17 protein-coding genes are annotated in these 15,982 nt (G+C 74.6%); 12 read left to right on the top strand and 5 right to left on the bottom strand.

Translation table 11 applies throughout. The annotated features are described in order from the left end of the window. Positions 1-30 precede the first annotated feature (30 nt). On the top strand, positions 31-933 hold the full coding sequence (cynR, locus tag HCC30_RS19490; protein ID WP_169443876.1) for a transcriptional regulator CynR: 903 nt from the start codon (positions 31-33) through the stop codon (positions 931-933). A 9-nt stretch (positions 934-942) separates the two neighbouring features. Here cynR and HCC30_RS19485 read toward each other — a convergent pair whose 3' ends face one another. Together HCC30_RS19485 and HCC30_RS19480 are read right to left on the bottom strand one after the other, a co-directional pair. Further along, on the bottom strand, positions 943-1,596 hold the full coding sequence (locus tag HCC30_RS19485) for a response regulator transcription factor (RefSeq protein WP_169443875.1): 654 nt from the start codon (positions 1,594-1,596) through the stop codon (positions 943-945). Next, on the bottom strand, positions 1,593-2,843 hold the full coding sequence (locus tag HCC30_RS19480; protein WP_346776703.1) for a sensor histidine kinase: 1,251 nt from the start codon (positions 2,841-2,843) through the stop codon (positions 1,593-1,595). Before HCC30_RS19480 ends, HCC30_RS19485 begins: the two co-directional genes overlap by 4 nt. Positions 2,844-3,126: 283 nt before the next feature. Here HCC30_RS19480 and HCC30_RS19475 point away from each other — a divergent pair, with 283 nt between their 5' ends. Both HCC30_RS19475 and HCC30_RS19470 read left to right on the top strand, forming a co-directional pair. After that, positions 3,127-3,696 carry a heme-binding protein gene (locus tag HCC30_RS19475; RefSeq protein ID WP_169443874.1) on the top strand — a complete coding sequence of 190 codons (570 nt, stop codon included), beginning with the start codon at positions 3,127-3,129 and terminating at the stop codon, positions 3,694-3,696. 197 nt (positions 3,697-3,893) lie between these two features. Next, positions 3,894-4,469: an ankyrin repeat domain-containing protein gene (locus HCC30_RS19470; RefSeq protein ID WP_240979745.1), complete on the top strand. Its 576-nt coding sequence runs from the start codon at positions 3,894-3,896 to the stop codon at positions 4,467-4,469. 57 nt (positions 4,470-4,526) lie between these two features. On the opposite strand, the gene bla is transcribed toward HCC30_RS19470, so the two are convergent. Continuing rightward, complete coding sequence (gene bla / locus HCC30_RS19465) at positions 4,527-5,471, bottom strand: class A beta-lactamase (protein ID WP_169443873.1); 945 nt, start codon at positions 5,469-5,471, stop codon at positions 4,527-4,529. A 164-nt stretch (positions 5,472-5,635) separates the two neighbouring features. Between bla and HCC30_RS19460 the strand changes: the two genes are divergently transcribed. Continuing rightward, the gene (locus tag HCC30_RS19460) at positions 5,636-6,520 is read left to right on the top strand and encodes a LysR family transcriptional regulator (RefSeq protein WP_346776702.1); all 885 of its coding nucleotides are present in this window, start codon (positions 5,636-5,638) and stop codon (positions 6,518-6,520) included. Beyond that, the gene (locus HCC30_RS19455; RefSeq protein ID WP_169443871.1) at positions 6,517-7,419 is read left to right on the top strand and encodes a serine hydrolase; all 903 of its coding nucleotides are present in this window, start codon (positions 6,517-6,519) and stop codon (positions 7,417-7,419) included. The genes HCC30_RS19460 and HCC30_RS19455 overlap by 4 nt, the downstream gene beginning before the upstream one ends. Positions 7,420-7,465: 46 nt before the next feature. Here HCC30_RS19455 and HCC30_RS19450 read toward each other — a convergent pair whose 3' ends face one another. After that, positions 7,466-8,107: a PhzF family phenazine biosynthesis protein gene (locus HCC30_RS19450; RefSeq protein WP_169443870.1), complete on the bottom strand. Its 642-nt coding sequence runs from the start codon at positions 8,105-8,107 to the stop codon at positions 7,466-7,468. 242 nt (positions 8,108-8,349) lie between these two features. Here HCC30_RS19450 and HCC30_RS29030 point away from each other — a divergent pair, with 242 nt between their 5' ends. Beyond that, entirely contained in the window at positions 8,350-8,817 is a 468-nt protein-coding gene (locus tag HCC30_RS29030) for an SH3 domain-containing protein (RefSeq protein WP_277348009.1), read from the top strand. 112 nt (positions 8,818-8,929) lie between these two features. Here HCC30_RS29030 and HCC30_RS19440 read toward each other — a convergent pair whose 3' ends face one another. Next, the gene (locus HCC30_RS19440) at positions 8,930-9,463 is read right to left on the bottom strand and encodes an MSMEG_1061 family FMN-dependent PPOX-type flavoprotein (RefSeq protein WP_346776710.1); all 534 of its coding nucleotides are present in this window, start codon (positions 9,461-9,463) and stop codon (positions 8,930-8,932) included. A gap of 446 nt (positions 9,464-9,909) precedes the next feature. Between HCC30_RS19440 and HCC30_RS19435 the strand changes: the two genes are divergently transcribed. The 6 genes from HCC30_RS19435 to HCC30_RS19410 all read left to right on the top strand — a co-directional run bounded on the left by HCC30_RS19435 (position 9,910) and on the right by HCC30_RS19410 (position 15,935). After that, positions 9,910-10,899 carry an iron chelate uptake ABC transporter family permease subunit gene (locus HCC30_RS19435; protein WP_346776709.1) on the top strand — a complete coding sequence of 330 codons (990 nt, stop codon included), beginning with the start codon at positions 9,910-9,912 and terminating at the stop codon, positions 10,897-10,899. Continuing rightward, entirely contained in the window at positions 10,896-11,960 is a 1,065-nt protein-coding gene (locus HCC30_RS19430; protein WP_169443867.1) for an iron chelate uptake ABC transporter family permease subunit, read from the top strand. Before HCC30_RS19435 ends, HCC30_RS19430 begins: the two co-directional genes overlap by 4 nt. A 56-nt stretch (positions 11,961-12,016) precedes the next feature. Beyond that, complete coding sequence (locus tag HCC30_RS19425) at positions 12,017-12,823, top strand: ABC transporter ATP-binding protein (protein ID WP_169443866.1); 807 nt, start codon at positions 12,017-12,019, stop codon at positions 12,821-12,823. Positions 12,824-12,917: 94 nt separating this feature from the next. Next, positions 12,918-13,964, top strand: coding sequence for an iron-siderophore ABC transporter substrate-binding protein (locus tag HCC30_RS19420; protein WP_169443865.1), 1,047 nt, complete (start codon positions 12,918-12,920; stop codon positions 13,962-13,964). Between the two features lie 218 nt (positions 13,965-14,182). Then, a complete protein-coding gene (locus HCC30_RS19415; protein WP_169443864.1) occupies positions 14,183-14,938 on the top strand; it encodes an SDR family oxidoreductase in 756 nt (251 codons plus the stop codon). A gap of 82 nt (positions 14,939-15,020) precedes the next feature. Then, positions 15,021-15,935, top strand: coding sequence for a LysR substrate-binding domain-containing protein (locus HCC30_RS19410; RefSeq protein WP_169443863.1), 915 nt, complete (start codon positions 15,021-15,023; stop codon positions 15,933-15,935). Positions 15,936-15,982 lie beyond the last annotated feature (47 nt).

Below are 15,982 nucleotides of genomic sequence, written 5' to 3'. Positions count from 1 at the left end.
CATCTATAGTTCCGTCCTACAGTGCGGAGCATGGGTCCGGAACTGCGCCACCTCCGCTATCTGATCGCGGTGGCAGAGCACGGCAACTTCACACGCGCCGCCGACGAGCTGCTCGTCTCCCAGCCGACACTGTCCCAGCAGGTCAAACAGCTGGAACGGGCCGTCGGCGTCCAGCTGCTGGACCGCAGCGGCCGCAGCGTCCGGCTGACCGACGCGGGCGAGGCGTACGTCCACTACGCGCGCCGCGCCCTGCGGGAGCTGGCCGCAGCCGACCGCGCCGTCCTCGACGTGGCCGACCTCTCCCGCGGGCACCTGCGCCTGGGCATGACGCCGACCTTCACCGCCTACCTGATCGGCCCCCTGGTGCGGGAGCTCCACCAGCGGCACCCGGGCATCACGCTGGAGGTGCGCGAAATGGCGCAGGACCGGATGGAGGCCGGACTCCTCGCCGACGCGCTCGACCTCGGCGTCGCCTTCGAGGACCCGCACCAGCCCGGCGTCACCGGCACACCGCTGTTCACCGAGCACCTCAGCCTCGTCGTCGCGGCGCGCGGCGCCGGCGACCCGGAACCGCTGCCCGTGCACCGCCTCGCCGAGCAGCAACTCGCCCTGCTCAACGGCGACTTCGCCACCCGCGGGCACATCGACGCCTACTTCGCCGAGCACCACGTCAGCCCGGCCGTCGCCGTCGAGGCCAACACCATCCAGGCGCTCACCGACATCGTCCAGCGCACCCCTGGCCTCGCCACCGTCCTCCCCGACGGCATCACCGACGACCACCCCGACCTCGCCCCCGTCCCCGTCGACCCGCCCCTGCCCACCCGCACCGCCACCCTCCTCCGCCGCACCAACGCCTACGAGACGGCAGCGGCCCGCACCTTCACCGCCCTCACCCACGAGGTGGTCCGCGAACGGGGGTACCCGGGGGTGTGAGGGAGCCCGTCACGGCAGCAGTCGCTGCTCCTTGGCGACGGCGACGGCGCCCGCGCGGGTGTCGACGCCGAGCTTGTCGTAGATGCGGCCCAGGTGGGTCTTGACGGTGGCCTCGCTGATGAACAGGGCGCGGGCGATCTCGCGGTTGCCGAGGCCGCGGGCGAGCTGGCCGAGGATGTCGCGTTCGCGGTCGGTGAGCGTGGGGCGCGGGTGCCGCAGCCGGGACATGACCCGCTGCGCGACGGGCGGCGAGAGCGTCGTACGGCCCTGCGCCGCGGCGCGGATCGCGGCGAACAGCTCCTCGGGGCGCTCGGCCTTCAGCAGGTAGCCGGTGGCGCCCGCCTCGATGGCCCGGGTGATGTCCGCGTCGGTGTCGTACGTCGTCAGCACCAGCACGCGCGGGGCGGTGCCGGACGCCGTGCCCGCGAGGATGCGTTCGGTGGCCTCGACGCCGTCGATGCCCTCGCCGAGCTGGAGGTCCATCAGCACCACGTCCGGGCCGAGCGAGGCGGCCATCGCGACGGCCTCCTCCCCGCTGCCCGCCTCGCCCACGACCTCGATACCGGGCGCGCTGCCGAGCAGCGCGAGCAGCCCGGCCCGCACCACCGTGTGGTCGTCGCACAGCAGCAGCCGGACGGGCGCGCCGGAAGGGGGCTGGTTCATGGCAGGGGCTCCAGGGGGACGGCGGCGGACAGTACGGTGCCCTCTCCGGGCGCGGACTCGACGGTGAACGTCCCGCCGAGACGCCGCACCCGCGCCCGCATCGCGGGCAGCCCGTGGCCGCGGGTGCGGCGCGCGGCGTCGGGGCGGTCGGGTGCGGCGGGGTCGAAGCCGAGGCCGTCGTCGGCGACGTCGAGGACGACCTGGTCGCCGAGGTAACTGAGGGTCAGCGCGGCCGTGTTCGCCTCCGCGTGCTCCCGCACGTTGGCCAGCGCGCCCTGCGCGATCCGCAGCAGCCCGGCGGCCACGCTCTCCGGCAGCGGCACGGGGGTGCCCTCCAGGTGGAAGCGGACCTCGGGCGCGTTCCGGCCGCGGCCCTGCTCCCGTTCGGCGGCGGCGAGTTCGGCCAGCGCCGTCTCCAGCGGGGTGCCGTCGGCCAGCGCGGAGGGCGCCAGGTCGTGCACGAAGCGGCGGGCCTCGGCGAGGTCCCGCCCGGCGACGTCGGCCGCCGTCCGCACGTGCTCGCGCGCGGCCGACGGGTCCGTCTCCCAGACGCGTTCGGCGGCCTGGAGCAGCATCTGCTGGCTGGACAGGCCCTGCGCGAGGGTGTCGTGGATCTCCATGGACAGCCGCTGCCGCTCCGCGAGCACGCCCTCGCGCCGTTCGGTGGCGGCCAGTTCGCGCCGGGTGCGCAGCAGGTCGTCGATGAGCGCCCGCTGCCGCGCGCCCTGCCGCTCCATGTGCAGGAAGATCGCGGTCGCCAGCGCGGCCACCGCGGGCGGGGCCAGCACCAGGTTCGGGTCGAACTTCCCGGCCAGCGTCAGCTGCGCGAAGACGACCAGCGCCGTCAGCAGCAGCACCAGCGGCACCGCCGCACGCGGCGGCAGCGTGCGCAGCCCGGTGTAGAACAGCGGGACGGCGCACCACGCGAAGCTCGGCGCCAGCAGCACCAGCACCACCCAGGCCGCGATCACCGCGCCCAGCCAGCACAGCCGCCGCGTCGTGGGCTCCGCCGCGACGCCCCCGGCGGCGGCCGCGCCCGGCACCGAGGCGCCGGGCCCGAGGGCCGGGCCGAGGACGTACAGCAGCGCGAGGACGACGCTGAGCGCGATCACCCACGGGATGCGGGGCTGGCCCGGATGGTTGAGCAGGTAGCGCCACAGGGACGCCCCGAGCAGCAGGAAGAAGGCCGCGTGGATGACGGGTGCCAGCCAGCGGTCCTCGGGCGGCCCTGCGTTCTCGCTGCGCACGCGCGGTTCTCCTCGACGGTGACGGTTCCCGGCCGGTGAGGGCCGGTGGCCAGTGATAGCCGGTGCGGCCGGTCGCGCGCATCAACCGATCGGCTGACCCGGGGGTCCACCATCATGCCCGCGCACCGCATCCGTACCGGCGACGCCCGGCGGTACGGGGCCGCACCACGATGGAACACACGGCGCACCGACAGCGTCCACCCGGGCCGGAACGGCGGCGCGGCCTCCCCGGCGTCAAGGCGCCCCCCGGCCCGGGACCCACGACTCACCCCAGGAGCACAGCATGAGCACGTCCACCAAGAGCCCCCGCCGCACCCGCGTCCTCGCCTCGGCCGCCGTCGGCGCCGTGGCCGTCGCCGGGCTCGGTGTCTTCGGCGCCGTCCAGGCCACCGCCTCCCCGTCGGCCGCGCAGGCCACGCCGGTGAAGGCGGCGGCCGGCGACAAGGACCTCACCACCAGCAAGCACCTGTCCGTCGACGCGGCGACCGAGGCGGCCCAGGCCGTGCTCGACGCCGCCGCGAAGGAGAACCAGAAGGTGTCCGTCGCCGTCGTCGACCGCAACGGCAACACCCTCGTCACCCTGCGCGGCGACGGCGCGGGCCCGCAGTCCTACGAGTCGGCCGAGAAGAAGGGCTACACCGCCGTCTCCTGGAACGCGCCGACCTCGAAGCTGGTGAAGAACCTGGAGAAGACCCCGAACCTGAAGGACATCCCGGGCACCCTGTTCCTGGGCGGCGGCGTGCCGGTGCAGGCCGACGGCGCCCCCGTCGCGGGCATCGGCGTCGCGGGCGCGCCCAGCGGCGACCTGGACGAGAAGTTCGCCGCGGCCGGCGCGAAGGCCCTCGGCAAGTGACCGTGCGGAGGACGCCCCGCGTGCTCCGCACCGCACTGGCCGCGGCGCTCGCCCTGTGCGCCGCGTGCACGACGCAGGACGGCGGAGGCGGCGACGGGGGCGACCCGCCGTCCGGCTCCGCCGCCTCGTCCCCGGCGTCCCCGGGCACGACGTCCCCGGACGGCGGCGAGGAGGCGGACTCCTCCGCCGACCGCGCCCTGCTGACGGCGGCGGAGGACGGGGACGCGGCGGCCGTCGAGAAGGCGCTCGACGACGGTGCCGGCACCGGCGCCCGGGACGACCGGGGCCGTACGCCGCTGCTGCTGGCGGCGCTCGGCGACCACGTCGAGGCGGCCCGCGCCCTGGTGAAGGCCGGTGCCGACCCGGACGCGCAGGACGACCAGGACGACAGCGCCTGGCTGGTCACCGGGGTGACGGGCAGCGTCCGGATGGCCCGCGTGCTCATCCCGGCCGAGCCCGACTACACGCTGACCAACCGCTACGGCGGCACCTCGCTGATCCCGGCGGGCGAGCACGGTCACGTCGCCTACGTGCGGGAGGTGCTGCGGAAGACGGACATGGAGGTCGACCACGTCAACCGGCTCGGCTGGACCGCCCTGTTGGAGGCCGTGATCCTCGGCGACGGCGGGCGGGACCACCAGCAGGTGGTCGCCCTGCTGCTGGAGCACGGCGCCGACCCGGAGCTGGCGGACAAGGAGGGCGTGACCCCGCTGGAGCACGCCGAACAGCGCGGCTTCGACCGCGTCGCGGCCCTGCTGCGGGACGCGGAGTGAGCTGCCGGGCCGGGGGGAACGGCCCCCGGCCCGGCCTCCCGCGGGTCAACTGCCCGGTCAGCCCAGGGAGTCGGCGACGACCGAGGCCGCCTCGGCGATCAGCGCGTTGTCGTACTCGTCCGTCTTCCCGTCGCGGTGCGACATCACCGAGACGACCAGCGGCGCGGCGTCCGGCCGCCACACCACGGCGAGGTCGTTGCGGGTGCCGTACCCGCTGCCCGCGCCGCTCTTGTCGCCGACTGTCCACTCCTCGGGCACACCGGCCTGGATCAGCTCGGCCCCGGTGGTGTTGGTGCGCAGCCACTTCGTGAGCTGGGCCCGGTCCTTCTTGCCGAGGACGTCGCCGAGCACGTAGGCGCGCAGGTTCTTCGCCATCGCGCGCGGGGTGCTGGTGTCGTCCGTGGAGCCGGGGGCCCAGTCGCTCAGGTCGGGCTCGCGGTTGACCATCCGCGTGACGTCGTCGCCCAGGCCCTCCAGCTCGGCGTCCAGGCCCTCCGGGCCGCCGAGTTCGTCGAAGAGCAGGTTGGCCGCGGTGTTGTCGCTGTACCGGACGGCGGCGTCGCACAGCGCGCGCACGGTCATCCCGTCCTCGACGTGCTTCTCCGTCACCGGCGAGTTGGGGACCAGGTCCTTCTCCGCGTACCGGACGACCCGCTCCATCTCCTCGGGCGAGTGTTTCTTCAGCACGGCACCGGCGGCCAGGGCCTTGAACGTGGAGTTGTACGGGAAACGGTCGTCGCCGTGGTGGCTGATCTCGCGCCCGCTGCCGGTGTCGACGGCGTAGACGCCCAGCTTCGCGTCGAACTTCCGCTCCAGCTTCCTGAACTCCCGCGCGGCGTCCGCCGGTTGCTTGTCCTCGCCCTTGGCGGCCGAGGCGGCCGAGGCGTCGCTCGCGTGCGCGGAGGACCGCGAGTCCTCCTGCGCGCAGGCCGTCAGCGGGGCGACGAGGGCGAGCGTGGTGAGGGCGGCCAGAACGCCGCGCCGGGTACGGGTGTGCTGCATGATCCGGACCTCCGGTACGCCCGCGCACGCGGGCAGAGGGGAGCGGGGCGCGGCCCCGTCCCGCCGAGTGGTGGTGAGTGCGGCACCAGCCTCACCGGCCGGGTGTCATGCGGTCCAATACCCCCGTGCGCGGTTCCATGCCGATCGTGCATAGAGTGCCGGTCGTGGATCTGGTGGCAGCCTGCAACGCCTTCGTCAGCGTCAGCAAGTACGGCAGCTTCACCGACGGGGCCGCCGCGGCGCGGATGTCCCAGTCGGTGGCGAGCCGTCGGGTCGCGGCGCTGGAGGAACGCTTCGGGGAGCAGCTGTTCGAGCGCACCTCGCGGCGGGCCGTCCTCACCCCCTTCGGCCGGGACATGCTGCCCGCGGCCAGGGCGCTGGTGCAGTCGGCCGAGGTGCTGCTGCACGAGGCCGAGACCGCCCGGCGCAAGCCGTGGCGGCTCGCCGTCCCCGGCATCTGCTCCACGGCCGGGCTCGCCCGCCTCGTCGCCGAGGCCCGCGCCCTGGGCATCACCCTCGACCTGCGCGTCGCGGCCCCCGGCCGGCGCAGCGAGCTGCTGTACGCGCGGCAGGCCGGCGCGGCCCTGCTCGCCGTGCCGCCGGACGAGGCCACCTGGTCCGTACGGCTCGGCCTCGCCACCGCGCACGACCCCGGGCTCCGCCGCGTCCACCTGGAGACCCTGCGGGTCGGCCGCGCCGCCACCGGCCCGGCCCGGCGCATCTGGATCCAGCCGGAGGACGACGTCCCGCACATCCGCGACCCGCTGACCCGCCTCCGCGACGCGCACGGCCTGCGGCCCGCGCAGCTCGCCACCGCGGCCGACCTCACCGGAGCGGCGGCCGAAGTCCTGTGCAGCCGGGACCTGTTGCTGTGCTCCCCGGCGCAGGCCGGCGAACTGGGCCTGCACTGGCGCCCGCTCGGCGAGCTCACCCTCACCCGCGGCTACGCGCTCGTCGCCGCCGGCGAAGCCAACCCGCAGCGCCTCCAGGCCCGCCTGGGCGACGCCCTCGCCCGCTGCCTCGGAGCCGAGGAAGGGAACACCCCGTGAACACCGAGGCCCTGCTGCGCGAGACGCGCCGGGAACTGCACGACGGCGGCCTGCACGGCTGCCTCCTCGTCCGCGACCTGGACACCGGCGAGGAGCTGGGCATCGAGCCCGACACCCCGCTGCCCTCCGCTTCCCTGGTGAAGGTCCCCCTCGCGCTGGCCACCCTGGAACGCATCCGCCGCGGCGAGCTCGACGGCGCCACCACGCTCGACATCGCACCGGGACGCATCACCACCCCGGGACCCACCGGCCTGAGCCGCTTCCGGCACCCGGCCCGCGTCGCCGTCGACGACCTGCTCTACCTGAGCACCTGCGTCAGCGACGGCACGGCCGCCGACGCCCTGTTCGGGCTCACCCCGCCCGCCGAGGTGTCCGCGATCCTGCACGGGCTCGGCCTGCGCGGCATCACCGTCCGGCACGGCATGCGGGAGCTGTCCGACACCCCCGTCGAGCGCTTCGACGCCGACCAGGCCCACCTCGCGCACGCCCTCGCCATCGACGCGGGCACCAGCGGCCGCGGCCACCGGGTGTCGCAGCTCGACACCACCCGCGCCAACACCGGCAGCGCCCGCGCCTACACCGAACTCCTCCAGGCGCTGTGGACCCCGTCCGCGATCGACTCCGAAGTCGCCGCGCGGGTACGGGAGCTGATGGCGCACAACGTGCTGCGGCACCGGCTCGCGCCGGACTTCGCCTCGGACGCCACCGTCTGGTCCTCCAAGACCGGGAGCCTGCTCAACCTCCGCCACGAGATCGGCGTCGTCGAGCACACCGACGGCCAGCGCTTCGCCGTGACCGCCCTCACCGAGTCCCTCGTCCCCGCCGCCACCCAGCCGGGCGCCGACGGCCTGATGGCCCACGCGGCCCGCACCCTCCGCGACCACCTCCGCCAGCTCTGACGGGCGCGCCCCAAGCCGCCGCGTCCGCCCGGCGGTTGGCGTCGCCTCAGGCCCTGACGACGTGGCCGCCGACCTCGATCCGGCCGTCGCCCAGCGGGGCGGTGCGGATCTGTGAGCCGCGGCCCTGGGTGATGTGCAGCGGCCGGTCCAGGTGTGCGGTGAGCAGCAGCGCGGCGGCGCCGGTCGCCTCGTCCTCGTCGATCCCGTCGCCCCGCCCGGGGAAGGCGCGCGCCCGGACCCGGCCGGCGGGCTCGTCCTGCCAGGCCCACGCGTAGATCCACTCGCCGGGCTCCGGCACGGACAGCGCCTCCACCTCGGCGGCGGAGCCGTGCTCCCGCAGCGTCCGCCCCGGCGCCCAGGCGGCCCGGCCCGCGATCCAGGTGACGTCCCCCTCGGTACGGGCCGGCACCGGCCCGGCAGCGGTGGCCAGTCCGGGCACGCCGAGCAGCCAGGCCGCGCCGACGCACGGGTGGCCGGCGAACGGGAGCCGCGCGGAGGGCGTGTAGATGTCGACGGCCCCGCGTGCGGCGTCGTCCACGAAGACGGTCTCGCTGAATCCGAGCTTCCGGGCGAAGGCGAGCCGTCCGGCCTCGCCCGGGACGGCGGCACCGTCCCGCACCACGCCGAGCTCGTTCCCGTGAGAGCCGTCGGCTCCGCAGAAGACGCGGAGTACCTCGTAGTCAGTCATCCGGGCAGTCAACCACGCCGGGACGGGCCGACTTTCGGCGGTACCGGGCCGGGTGTGCGGCCACGGAACGCCGCGGAATTCCGCGGCGCGAAAAACACGCGAGCGGGCAATCCGTCGCAGAAAGCATTTTGCGTCGCTACCTTCATTCCTGATCCGACGCACCCGCTTTCCGGCCGGATGCCGGTCGCGGTCCGCGGATCGGAATTCGGGGGGACACGTTGAACCTCACATGGAGGAAGTCAATGAGCACGCTTTCCACGTCGTCCACGCCTTCCGTTCCGGCCACGGCCTTCCGGCTCCGCGTCGTGGCCACCGCCGCCACCGCCATCATGGGCGCCTCCCTCGCCGGCGCGGGTGTCGCCCACTCCTCACCGGCCGACACCGGCCCTGACACCCGCCCGATCACCCACACCGAGGTCGCGCCGCACAAGCCCTACGGCACGGTGACCAGCCGGACCGGACTCAACGTCCGCGCACGGCCCAGCACCAGCGCCCCCGTCGTGGGATTCCTCAAGTACCGGGAGCAGGTCGGACTCAAGTGCAAGGTCCGCACCGTGCCCGTCGACGGTAATCCGATCTGGTACAAACTCCGCAGCCAGAAGGGCTGGGTGACGGCCCGTTACATCAAGAACACCGGATCCGTTCCCTGGTGCCACCGGGCGCCCGACGTGACGGAGAACGCCGGCAACTCGGCCGCCCCGAAGGGCTGATTCCCCGCTTCCCGGATTCGCCCCTTCTCCCTTTGTTCCGGCTGTACGGAGCGGAGGGGGAAGGGGCTTTTCGTGTATCCGTGCGGAGTGCCGCCGGGGGAGGGGGAGTTGGTCAGCGCGGGCCCGTCGCGCGGCGTCCGGGCGCGTGCTGCCAGGTGTCCGGACGCCAGACGCCCGAGCGGTGCAGGGAGGCCGGACAGTGGCGGAAGATCTCGTCGATCTCCACGAGCAGCGCGAGCCGCGGCCGGGCGCCCCCGTCCTCGGCCAGCGCGTCGAAGAAGGGCGCGTCCCGCAGCACCCGGGCCCGCCCGTTGATCCGCAGCACGTCCATCACGCCGGGGATCAGGTAGAGCAGCCCGACGTGCGGGTTCTGCAGGACGTTGCGGAAGCTGTCCGAGCGCCGGTTGCCGGGCAGATCGGGCAGGGCGAGGGTGCGCGCGTCCAGGACGTGGGTGAAGCCGGGGGTTCCGCCGCGGGGCGAGGCGTCGCAGTTCCCGGCCGCGTCCGAGGTGGACACGGTGCAGAACGGGGACCGCTCCAGCAGGTCGAGGTCCTGCTCGGTGAGGGTGCCGTGGACCTTCTCGACGACGATCGGGTGCGGGGCGCCGAGCAGTTCGGTCAGCTCGCCCGGCTCGGCGACCGCCACCTCCCCGCGCCCGTCGTACGCGCGGTCTCCGGCGTCGGTGGTCTCGCTGGGTGACACGGGCACTTCCTGACGGTCGGGACGGGGGCGCCTCGCGCGGGGGACGGACTCGCGCGGGGCCGGACGGGGTGCGGAGCCGGTCGCCTCGCGGCGGCTCCGGACGATGTTAGGGTCACCTTACTTCACGGTCCGTGGGGCTCTCCCTCGGGCTTTCGCCGCCCGCACGCACGCCGCCGCACCCCCGCGCGCGGCACGGGCGAGCGCACCCGCACCGGACCGGTACGCCCCCGCGACCGCCGGGTTCCGCCCAACGAGCCGCACATGTCGAGGAGTCCCACGGTGCAGTCAGCCGCCGTCCCGTCCCGCACGGGGAGCGTCCGGTGAACCGGGACGCCGCCGAGCCGTCCGCCGAAGCCGCACCCGTGCTCCCCGTGGGAGCCCCGCGCGGGGTGCGGGTTCTGGGGCTCGGGGCCGCCGTGCTGGCGCTCGCCGCCGCCGTGGCCGTGAGCCTGGCCGTCGGCTCGGGGGACGTGCCGCTCGGTGCGGTGTGGCAGGGGCTGGTGGACCCGGACCGGACGGACCGGCTGCACCTGATCGTGCAGGAGGTACGCGTCCCGCGGACCGCGGCCGGACTGCTGGCCGGGACGGCGCTCGGGCTGGCGGGCGCGCTGATGCAGGGCGTCACGCGCAACCCGCTGGCCGACCCCGGGCTGCTCGGCGTGAACTCCGGCGCCTCCGTCGCCGTGGTGCTGGCCATGGGCGTGCTCGGGCTGACCGCGCCGGAGCAGTACATCTGGTTCGGCTTCGCGGGCGCGCTGCTGGCCGCCGTCCTGGTGTACGGGGTGGGCTCGCTCGGCAGGGAGGGCGCGACGCCGGTGAAGCTGGCGCTCGCCGGCGCCGCGACGTCCGCCGCGCTCGGCTCGCTCACCACCGCGATCCTGCTGACGGACAGCAAGACCTTCGCGCAGTTCCGGTTCTGGCAGGTGGGCGCGCTCAGCGCACGCGAACCCGAGGTGCTGTGGCAGGCGTTGCCCTTCGTCGTGCTCGGGGTCTGCTGCGCGCTGACGCTCGGGCCGCGGCTCAACGCCCTCGCGCTGGGCGACGACGTGGCACGCGGACTGGGCCAGCGCGTCGGCTGGGCCCGGGCCGTCTCGGCCGCCGCCGTCGTCCTGCTGTGCGGCGCCGCCACGGTGGTGACCGGGCCGATCGGCTTCGTCGGCCTGCTCGTACCGCACGCCGCGCGGCTCGTCACGGGCCCCGACTACCGCTGGATTCTTCCCTACAGCGCCGTGCTCGCGCCGCTGTTGCTGCTGGTCGCGGACATCGTCGGCCGGGTCGTCGCCAGGCCGGAGGAGATCCAGGCCGGCATCGTCACGGCGGCCGTCGGGTGCGTGCCCTTCGTGCTGCTGGTGCGCCGCAGGAAGCTGGTGGAACTGTGAGCGCGCGGGCAGCCCAGGAGGCCCGGCGGGCCGCCGCCGTCCGGGAGGTGGCCCGGGTCCGCCGCGCCCGCCGCACCCGGTACGGCACGGTCTGCGCGGTGCTCGTCGCCGGGGTGGCCGCCGCGCTGTGCGGCTCCCTCGCCTTCGGCGACGTCCCCGTACCGTTCCCCGACGTCCTCGCCGCGCTCACCGGGCGGGCCGACCCGGCGACCTGGTTCGTCGTCGGGGAGATGCGGCTGCCGCGCGCCCTGACGGGACTGCTCACCGGGCTCGCGCTCGGGCTGTCCGGCGCGGTGTTCCAGAGCCTGCTGCGCAACCCGCTGGCCAGCCCCGACGTGATCGGGATCAGCGCGGGCGCCTCGGCCGCCGCCGTGCTCTCCTCCTCGCTGCTGGCCGCCGGCGGTCTGCTGCTCTCCGGGTTCGCGCTCGCCGGGGCCCTGCTGACGGCGGTGCTGATCTACGCGCTGGCCTGGCGCCGGGGCGTGACGGGGGCGCGGCTGGTGCTGGTCGGCGTCGGGGTCGCCGCCGGACTGACGAGCCTGATCTCGTACCTGATGACCCGCTCGGCGACCACCGAGGCGCAGGAGGCGCTGGTGTGGCTGGCCGGCAGCCTCAACGGGCGCTCCTGGCCGCACCTGTGGCCGCTGGCCGGTGCGGTCGCGGTCCTGCTCGGGCTGCTGCTGCCCGCCGCGCGCCGGGTGCCGGTGCTGCAGCTCGGGGACGACACGGCGGCCGGTCTGGGCGTCGGCGTCGAGCGGGCCAGGCTCCAACTGCTCGCGTGCGCCGTCGCGTTGGCCGGGGTGGCGACCGCGGCGGCCGGACCGGTCGGCTTCGTGGCCTTCGTCTCCGCGCCCGTCGCGCGGGGGCTGGTGCCCGGGCGCGGGGCCGCGCTCTTCCCCGCCGGGTGCGTCGGCGCGCTGCTTGTCCTGGTCGCCGACTTCGCGGGGCAGCATCTGCTCGGGCCCGCGCAGCTCCCGGTCGGCGTGGTCACGAGCGTGATCGGCGCCCCGTACCTGCTGTGGCTGCTGGCGCGCACCAACCGGGTCGGGCGCGGCGGTTGAGGTCCGGGACGGCGCGTGCCGGCAGAACCCAGGAGAACCCAGGAGAGGAGTACCGCGTGACCGCGGAGCACAGCCTCGGGGTGCGTGAGGTGCACCTCGGATACGCGGGCCGGGAGATCGTCTCCGGGCTCACGGCGGACATTCCGCCCGGCCGGATCACCATGGTCGTCGGCCCCAACGCGTGCGGGAAGTCCACGCTGCTCAGGTCCATGGCCCGGCTGCTGCCCCCGCTGTCCGGATCGGTCCTGCTGGACGGCCGGGACATCCGGACGCTGCCGTCCCGGCAACTGGCCGCCACGCTGGGCATCCTGCCGCAGACGCCGGTCGCGCCCGAGGGCATCACCGTCGCCGACCTCGTGGGCCGCGGCCGCTACCCGCACCAGGGCTGGTTCCGGGTGTGGACGGCCGAGGACGACGCGGCCGTCGCCGAGGCGCTGCTGGCCACTGACGTGCTGGAGCTCGCGGGCCGGCCCGTCGACGAGCTGTCCGGGGGCCAGCGGCAGCGGGTGTGGATCGCGATGGCGCTGGCCCAGCACACCGACGTGCTGCTGCTGGACGAGCCGACCACCTACCTCGACGTCAGCCACCAGCTCGACGTCCTGGACCTGCTCACGGACCTCAACCAGGAGCGCGGCGTCACGCTGGTGACGGTGCTGCACGACCTCAACCTCGCCTGCCGGTACGCCGATCACCTGCTGGTGATGAAGGACGGGCGGATCGTCGCCGAGGGCGATCCGGGCGAGGTGGTGACGGAGCGGCTCATCGCGGACGTCTTCGGCATGCGCTCCACCGTGGTGCCCGACCCCGCCTCGGGCACACCCATGATCGTCCCGATCGGCCGCCACCGGGTGACGGGACGCTGACGCGTGCGGCCCAAGTCCCGGGCCGGGCGCGGGACTTCGCGCGGGCCGCGCCCGCCGTCCCGGTCATGGGCAAGGTTAGGCTAACCTAACCCCCATGAAGAAGCTGCTCCGCCGTACCCCGTCCCCGGCCGGAACCGGGCCGGCCCCCCGTTCCCGCACCGCCCTCGCCCTCGTCGCGGCCCCGCTCGCCGCGCTGCTGCTGGCCGTCACGGGCTGCTCCTCCGGCTCCGAGTCGGGTTCGGAGAGCGGGAGTCCGTCGGGGTCCGGCGCCTTCCCGGCCACCGTGCAGACCACGTTCGGGGACGTCACGGTGGAGGAGAAGCCGGAGCGCGTGGTGGCGCTCGGCTGGGGCGACGCGGAGACGGCGCTGGCCCTCGGCGTGCAGCCGGTCGGCCAGAGCGACTGGCTGGAGTTCGGCGGCGACGGCGTCGGCCCGTGGGCGAAGGGCCGGTACGACGAGCGCCCCCAGAAGATCGGCACCCTGGAACCCGAGTACGAGAAGATCGCGGCGCTGAAGCCGGACCTCATCCTGGACACCAAGTCCAGCGGCGACCAGGAGCGTTACGACACCCTCAGCAAGATCGCGCCGACCGTCGGCATCCCCGAGGGCGGCGAGCGGTACATGAGCTCCTGGAAGAAGCAGACCGAGATGGTCTCCACCGCGCTCGGCGAGGAGAAGCGGGGACGGCAGCTGATCCGCGACGTCGAGGGCGAGTTCGCGGCCGCGAAGAAGAAGCACCCCGAGTTCCACGGCAAGACCGTCACCCTCGGCTCCCGCACGGCCAGTTCCTGGGGCGCGTACGTGCACGGCACCGGCCGGGCCGAGTTCGTCGAACGCCTCGGCTTCGAGAACAACCCCGCCGTGGAGAAGCGCGCGGGCAAGAACTTCTCCGTCTCCGTGTCCGAGGAGAACCTCGACCAGCTCGACGCCGACCTCATGGTGACGGCCCCGATCGGCGTCACCGCGAAGAAGATCGAATCGGACCCGCTGTACCGGAAGATCCCCGCCGTCGCCGACGGCCGCGCCCTGGTCTTCGAGGACGACTCGAACCTCGGCCGGGCCTTCGCCACGGACTCGGTGCTCTCCGTCTCCTACGCGCTGGACAAGGTCGTCCCGCTCTTCGCCGAGCACGTGAAGTGAACCGCGCGGACGGCCCCTCCGAGGGGCCGTCCGGGTCTTTCCCGGCGTCCGGGTGTCGGCCCCGGCGGCCGGTCCGACCTGCGGTTATCCGCGTTCCTGGTGGCGCTACCCGATCTTTCTGTTTCCGCCGGGCGACCCCGCGTCCCTAGCGTGAGATCCGGAAGGCGGGGCCGGGCGGAAGCGCCCGGCGCGCACAGCACGCGGAAGGGTCAAGAGCCATGAGTGACAAGCAGCTCCAGGGCAGGACGGCCGTCGTCGCCGGAGGCGCCAAGAACCTGGGCGGCCTGGTCAGCACCCAGCTGGCGGAGGCCGGCGCCAACGTGGTCGTCCACTACCACGGCGACCCCTCAGGACCCGAGGCCGAGCGCACCGCCAAGGCCGTGCGCGACGCGGGCGCCCAGGCCGTGACGGTGCAGGAGGACCTCACCCGGGTCGCCGGGGTACGCGGCCTCTTCGACCGGGCCGTGGACGCGTTCGGCGGCGTGGACATCGCCGTGAACACCACCGGCATGGTGCTGCGCAAGCCCATCGCGGAGACCACCGAGGAGGAGTACGACCGGATGTTCGCGATCAACGCGAAGGCCGCGTACTTCTTCCTCCAGGAGGCCGGGAACCGGCTCAACGACAACGGCCGCGTCATCAGCCTCGTCACCTCCCTGCTGGCGGCGTTCACCGACGGCTACTCCACGTACGCGGGTGCGAAGGCGCCGCTGGAGCACTTCACCCGCGCGGCGGCGAAGGAGTACGCGGAGCGGGGCATCGCGGTCAACAACATCGCGCCCGGGCCGATGGACACGCCGTTCTTCTACCCCCAGGAGAACGACCAGCGGGTCGAGTTCCACAAGTCGCAGGCCATGGGCGACCGGCTGACCCGGATCGAGGACATCGCCCCGCTGGTGCTGTTCCTCGCCACCGAGGGCACCTGGATCACCGGCCAGACCCTCTTCGCCAACGGCGGCTACACCACCCGCTGAACGCGACGCACGGCGGACCGGGCCGGGGCGCACAGCCCGGCCCGGTCCGCCGTTCCCCCGGCTCCGGGGGCACCCTGAAGAGATGACGGAACCCGAGGCCGGAAGGGGAGGCGGGCCGAGCGTGGACCTGCGGAGGCTGGAGCACCTGATCGCGGTGGCCGAGGAGGCCGGTTTCACCCGGGCCGCCGCCCGGCTGCACCTGAGCCAGCAGGCCCTGAGCACCTCCGTACGCACCCTGGAGCGGCAGGTCGGCGTCCGGCTGCTCGACCGCACCCACCAGCAGGTGACACCGACCCCCGCCGGGCAGGCGCTGATCGACGACGCGCGGCTGCTGCGGGCGCAGGCGCGCGCCGCCCGGGAACGGGCCCGGCGCATCGGACGCGGGGAGCAGGAGCGGCTGCGCATCGCACACACCCCCGCGGTCACGGCCGAGGAGGTCGCCGAACTCCTCGCCCGCGCCCGCGCCGAGACCCACGGCATCCACGCGCAGGCCCAGCAGACCTTCCCCGGCGACCTGCGCGAGCAACTCCTCGCCGGGGGCTGCGACATCGGCCTCACCCGCGCGATGCCCGCCACCGACGGCCTCACCCGCGTCCAGGTCGCCTCGCACCGGCTGCGCGTCGCCGTCCCCGCCGGCCACCCGCTCGCGGAGCGCCCGCACTTGAGCCTTGACGACCTGCGCGGGGAGCGCATCATGGTGTGGGGCCACCCCGGGCACTCGGCCTACACGGACCTGCTGATCGGCCTGTGCCGCCAGGCCGGCTTCGAACCCGAGACGGAACGCAATCCGGTACAGGGCACCCCGCCGGTCACGGCCGTCATCGCCACCGGCCACATCGCCTTCGTCACGGCCCCGCCAGGACCCGCGGCGGGCGGCTCCGCGCGCGTCCTCGACCTCGAACCCCCCGTCCTGGTCCCGGTCCACGCCCTGTGGGTCCCCCACACCACCTCCCCGAGCCGCGACACCTTCCTCGCGGGCCTCGCGAGCAGGGGCTAGTGCCCTTCGTCCCCGACGAGTCCGAGCCGTCCCGCGCCGTGCCGCCG

Source organism: Streptomyces sp. HNM0574, from assembly GCF_012726235.1.
Lineage (GTDB): Bacteria > Actinomycetota > Actinomycetes > Streptomycetales > Streptomycetaceae > Streptomyces.
The sequence above is the reverse complement of the archived record's forward strand: the minus strand, read 5'-3'. Positions and strand labels throughout refer to the sequence as shown.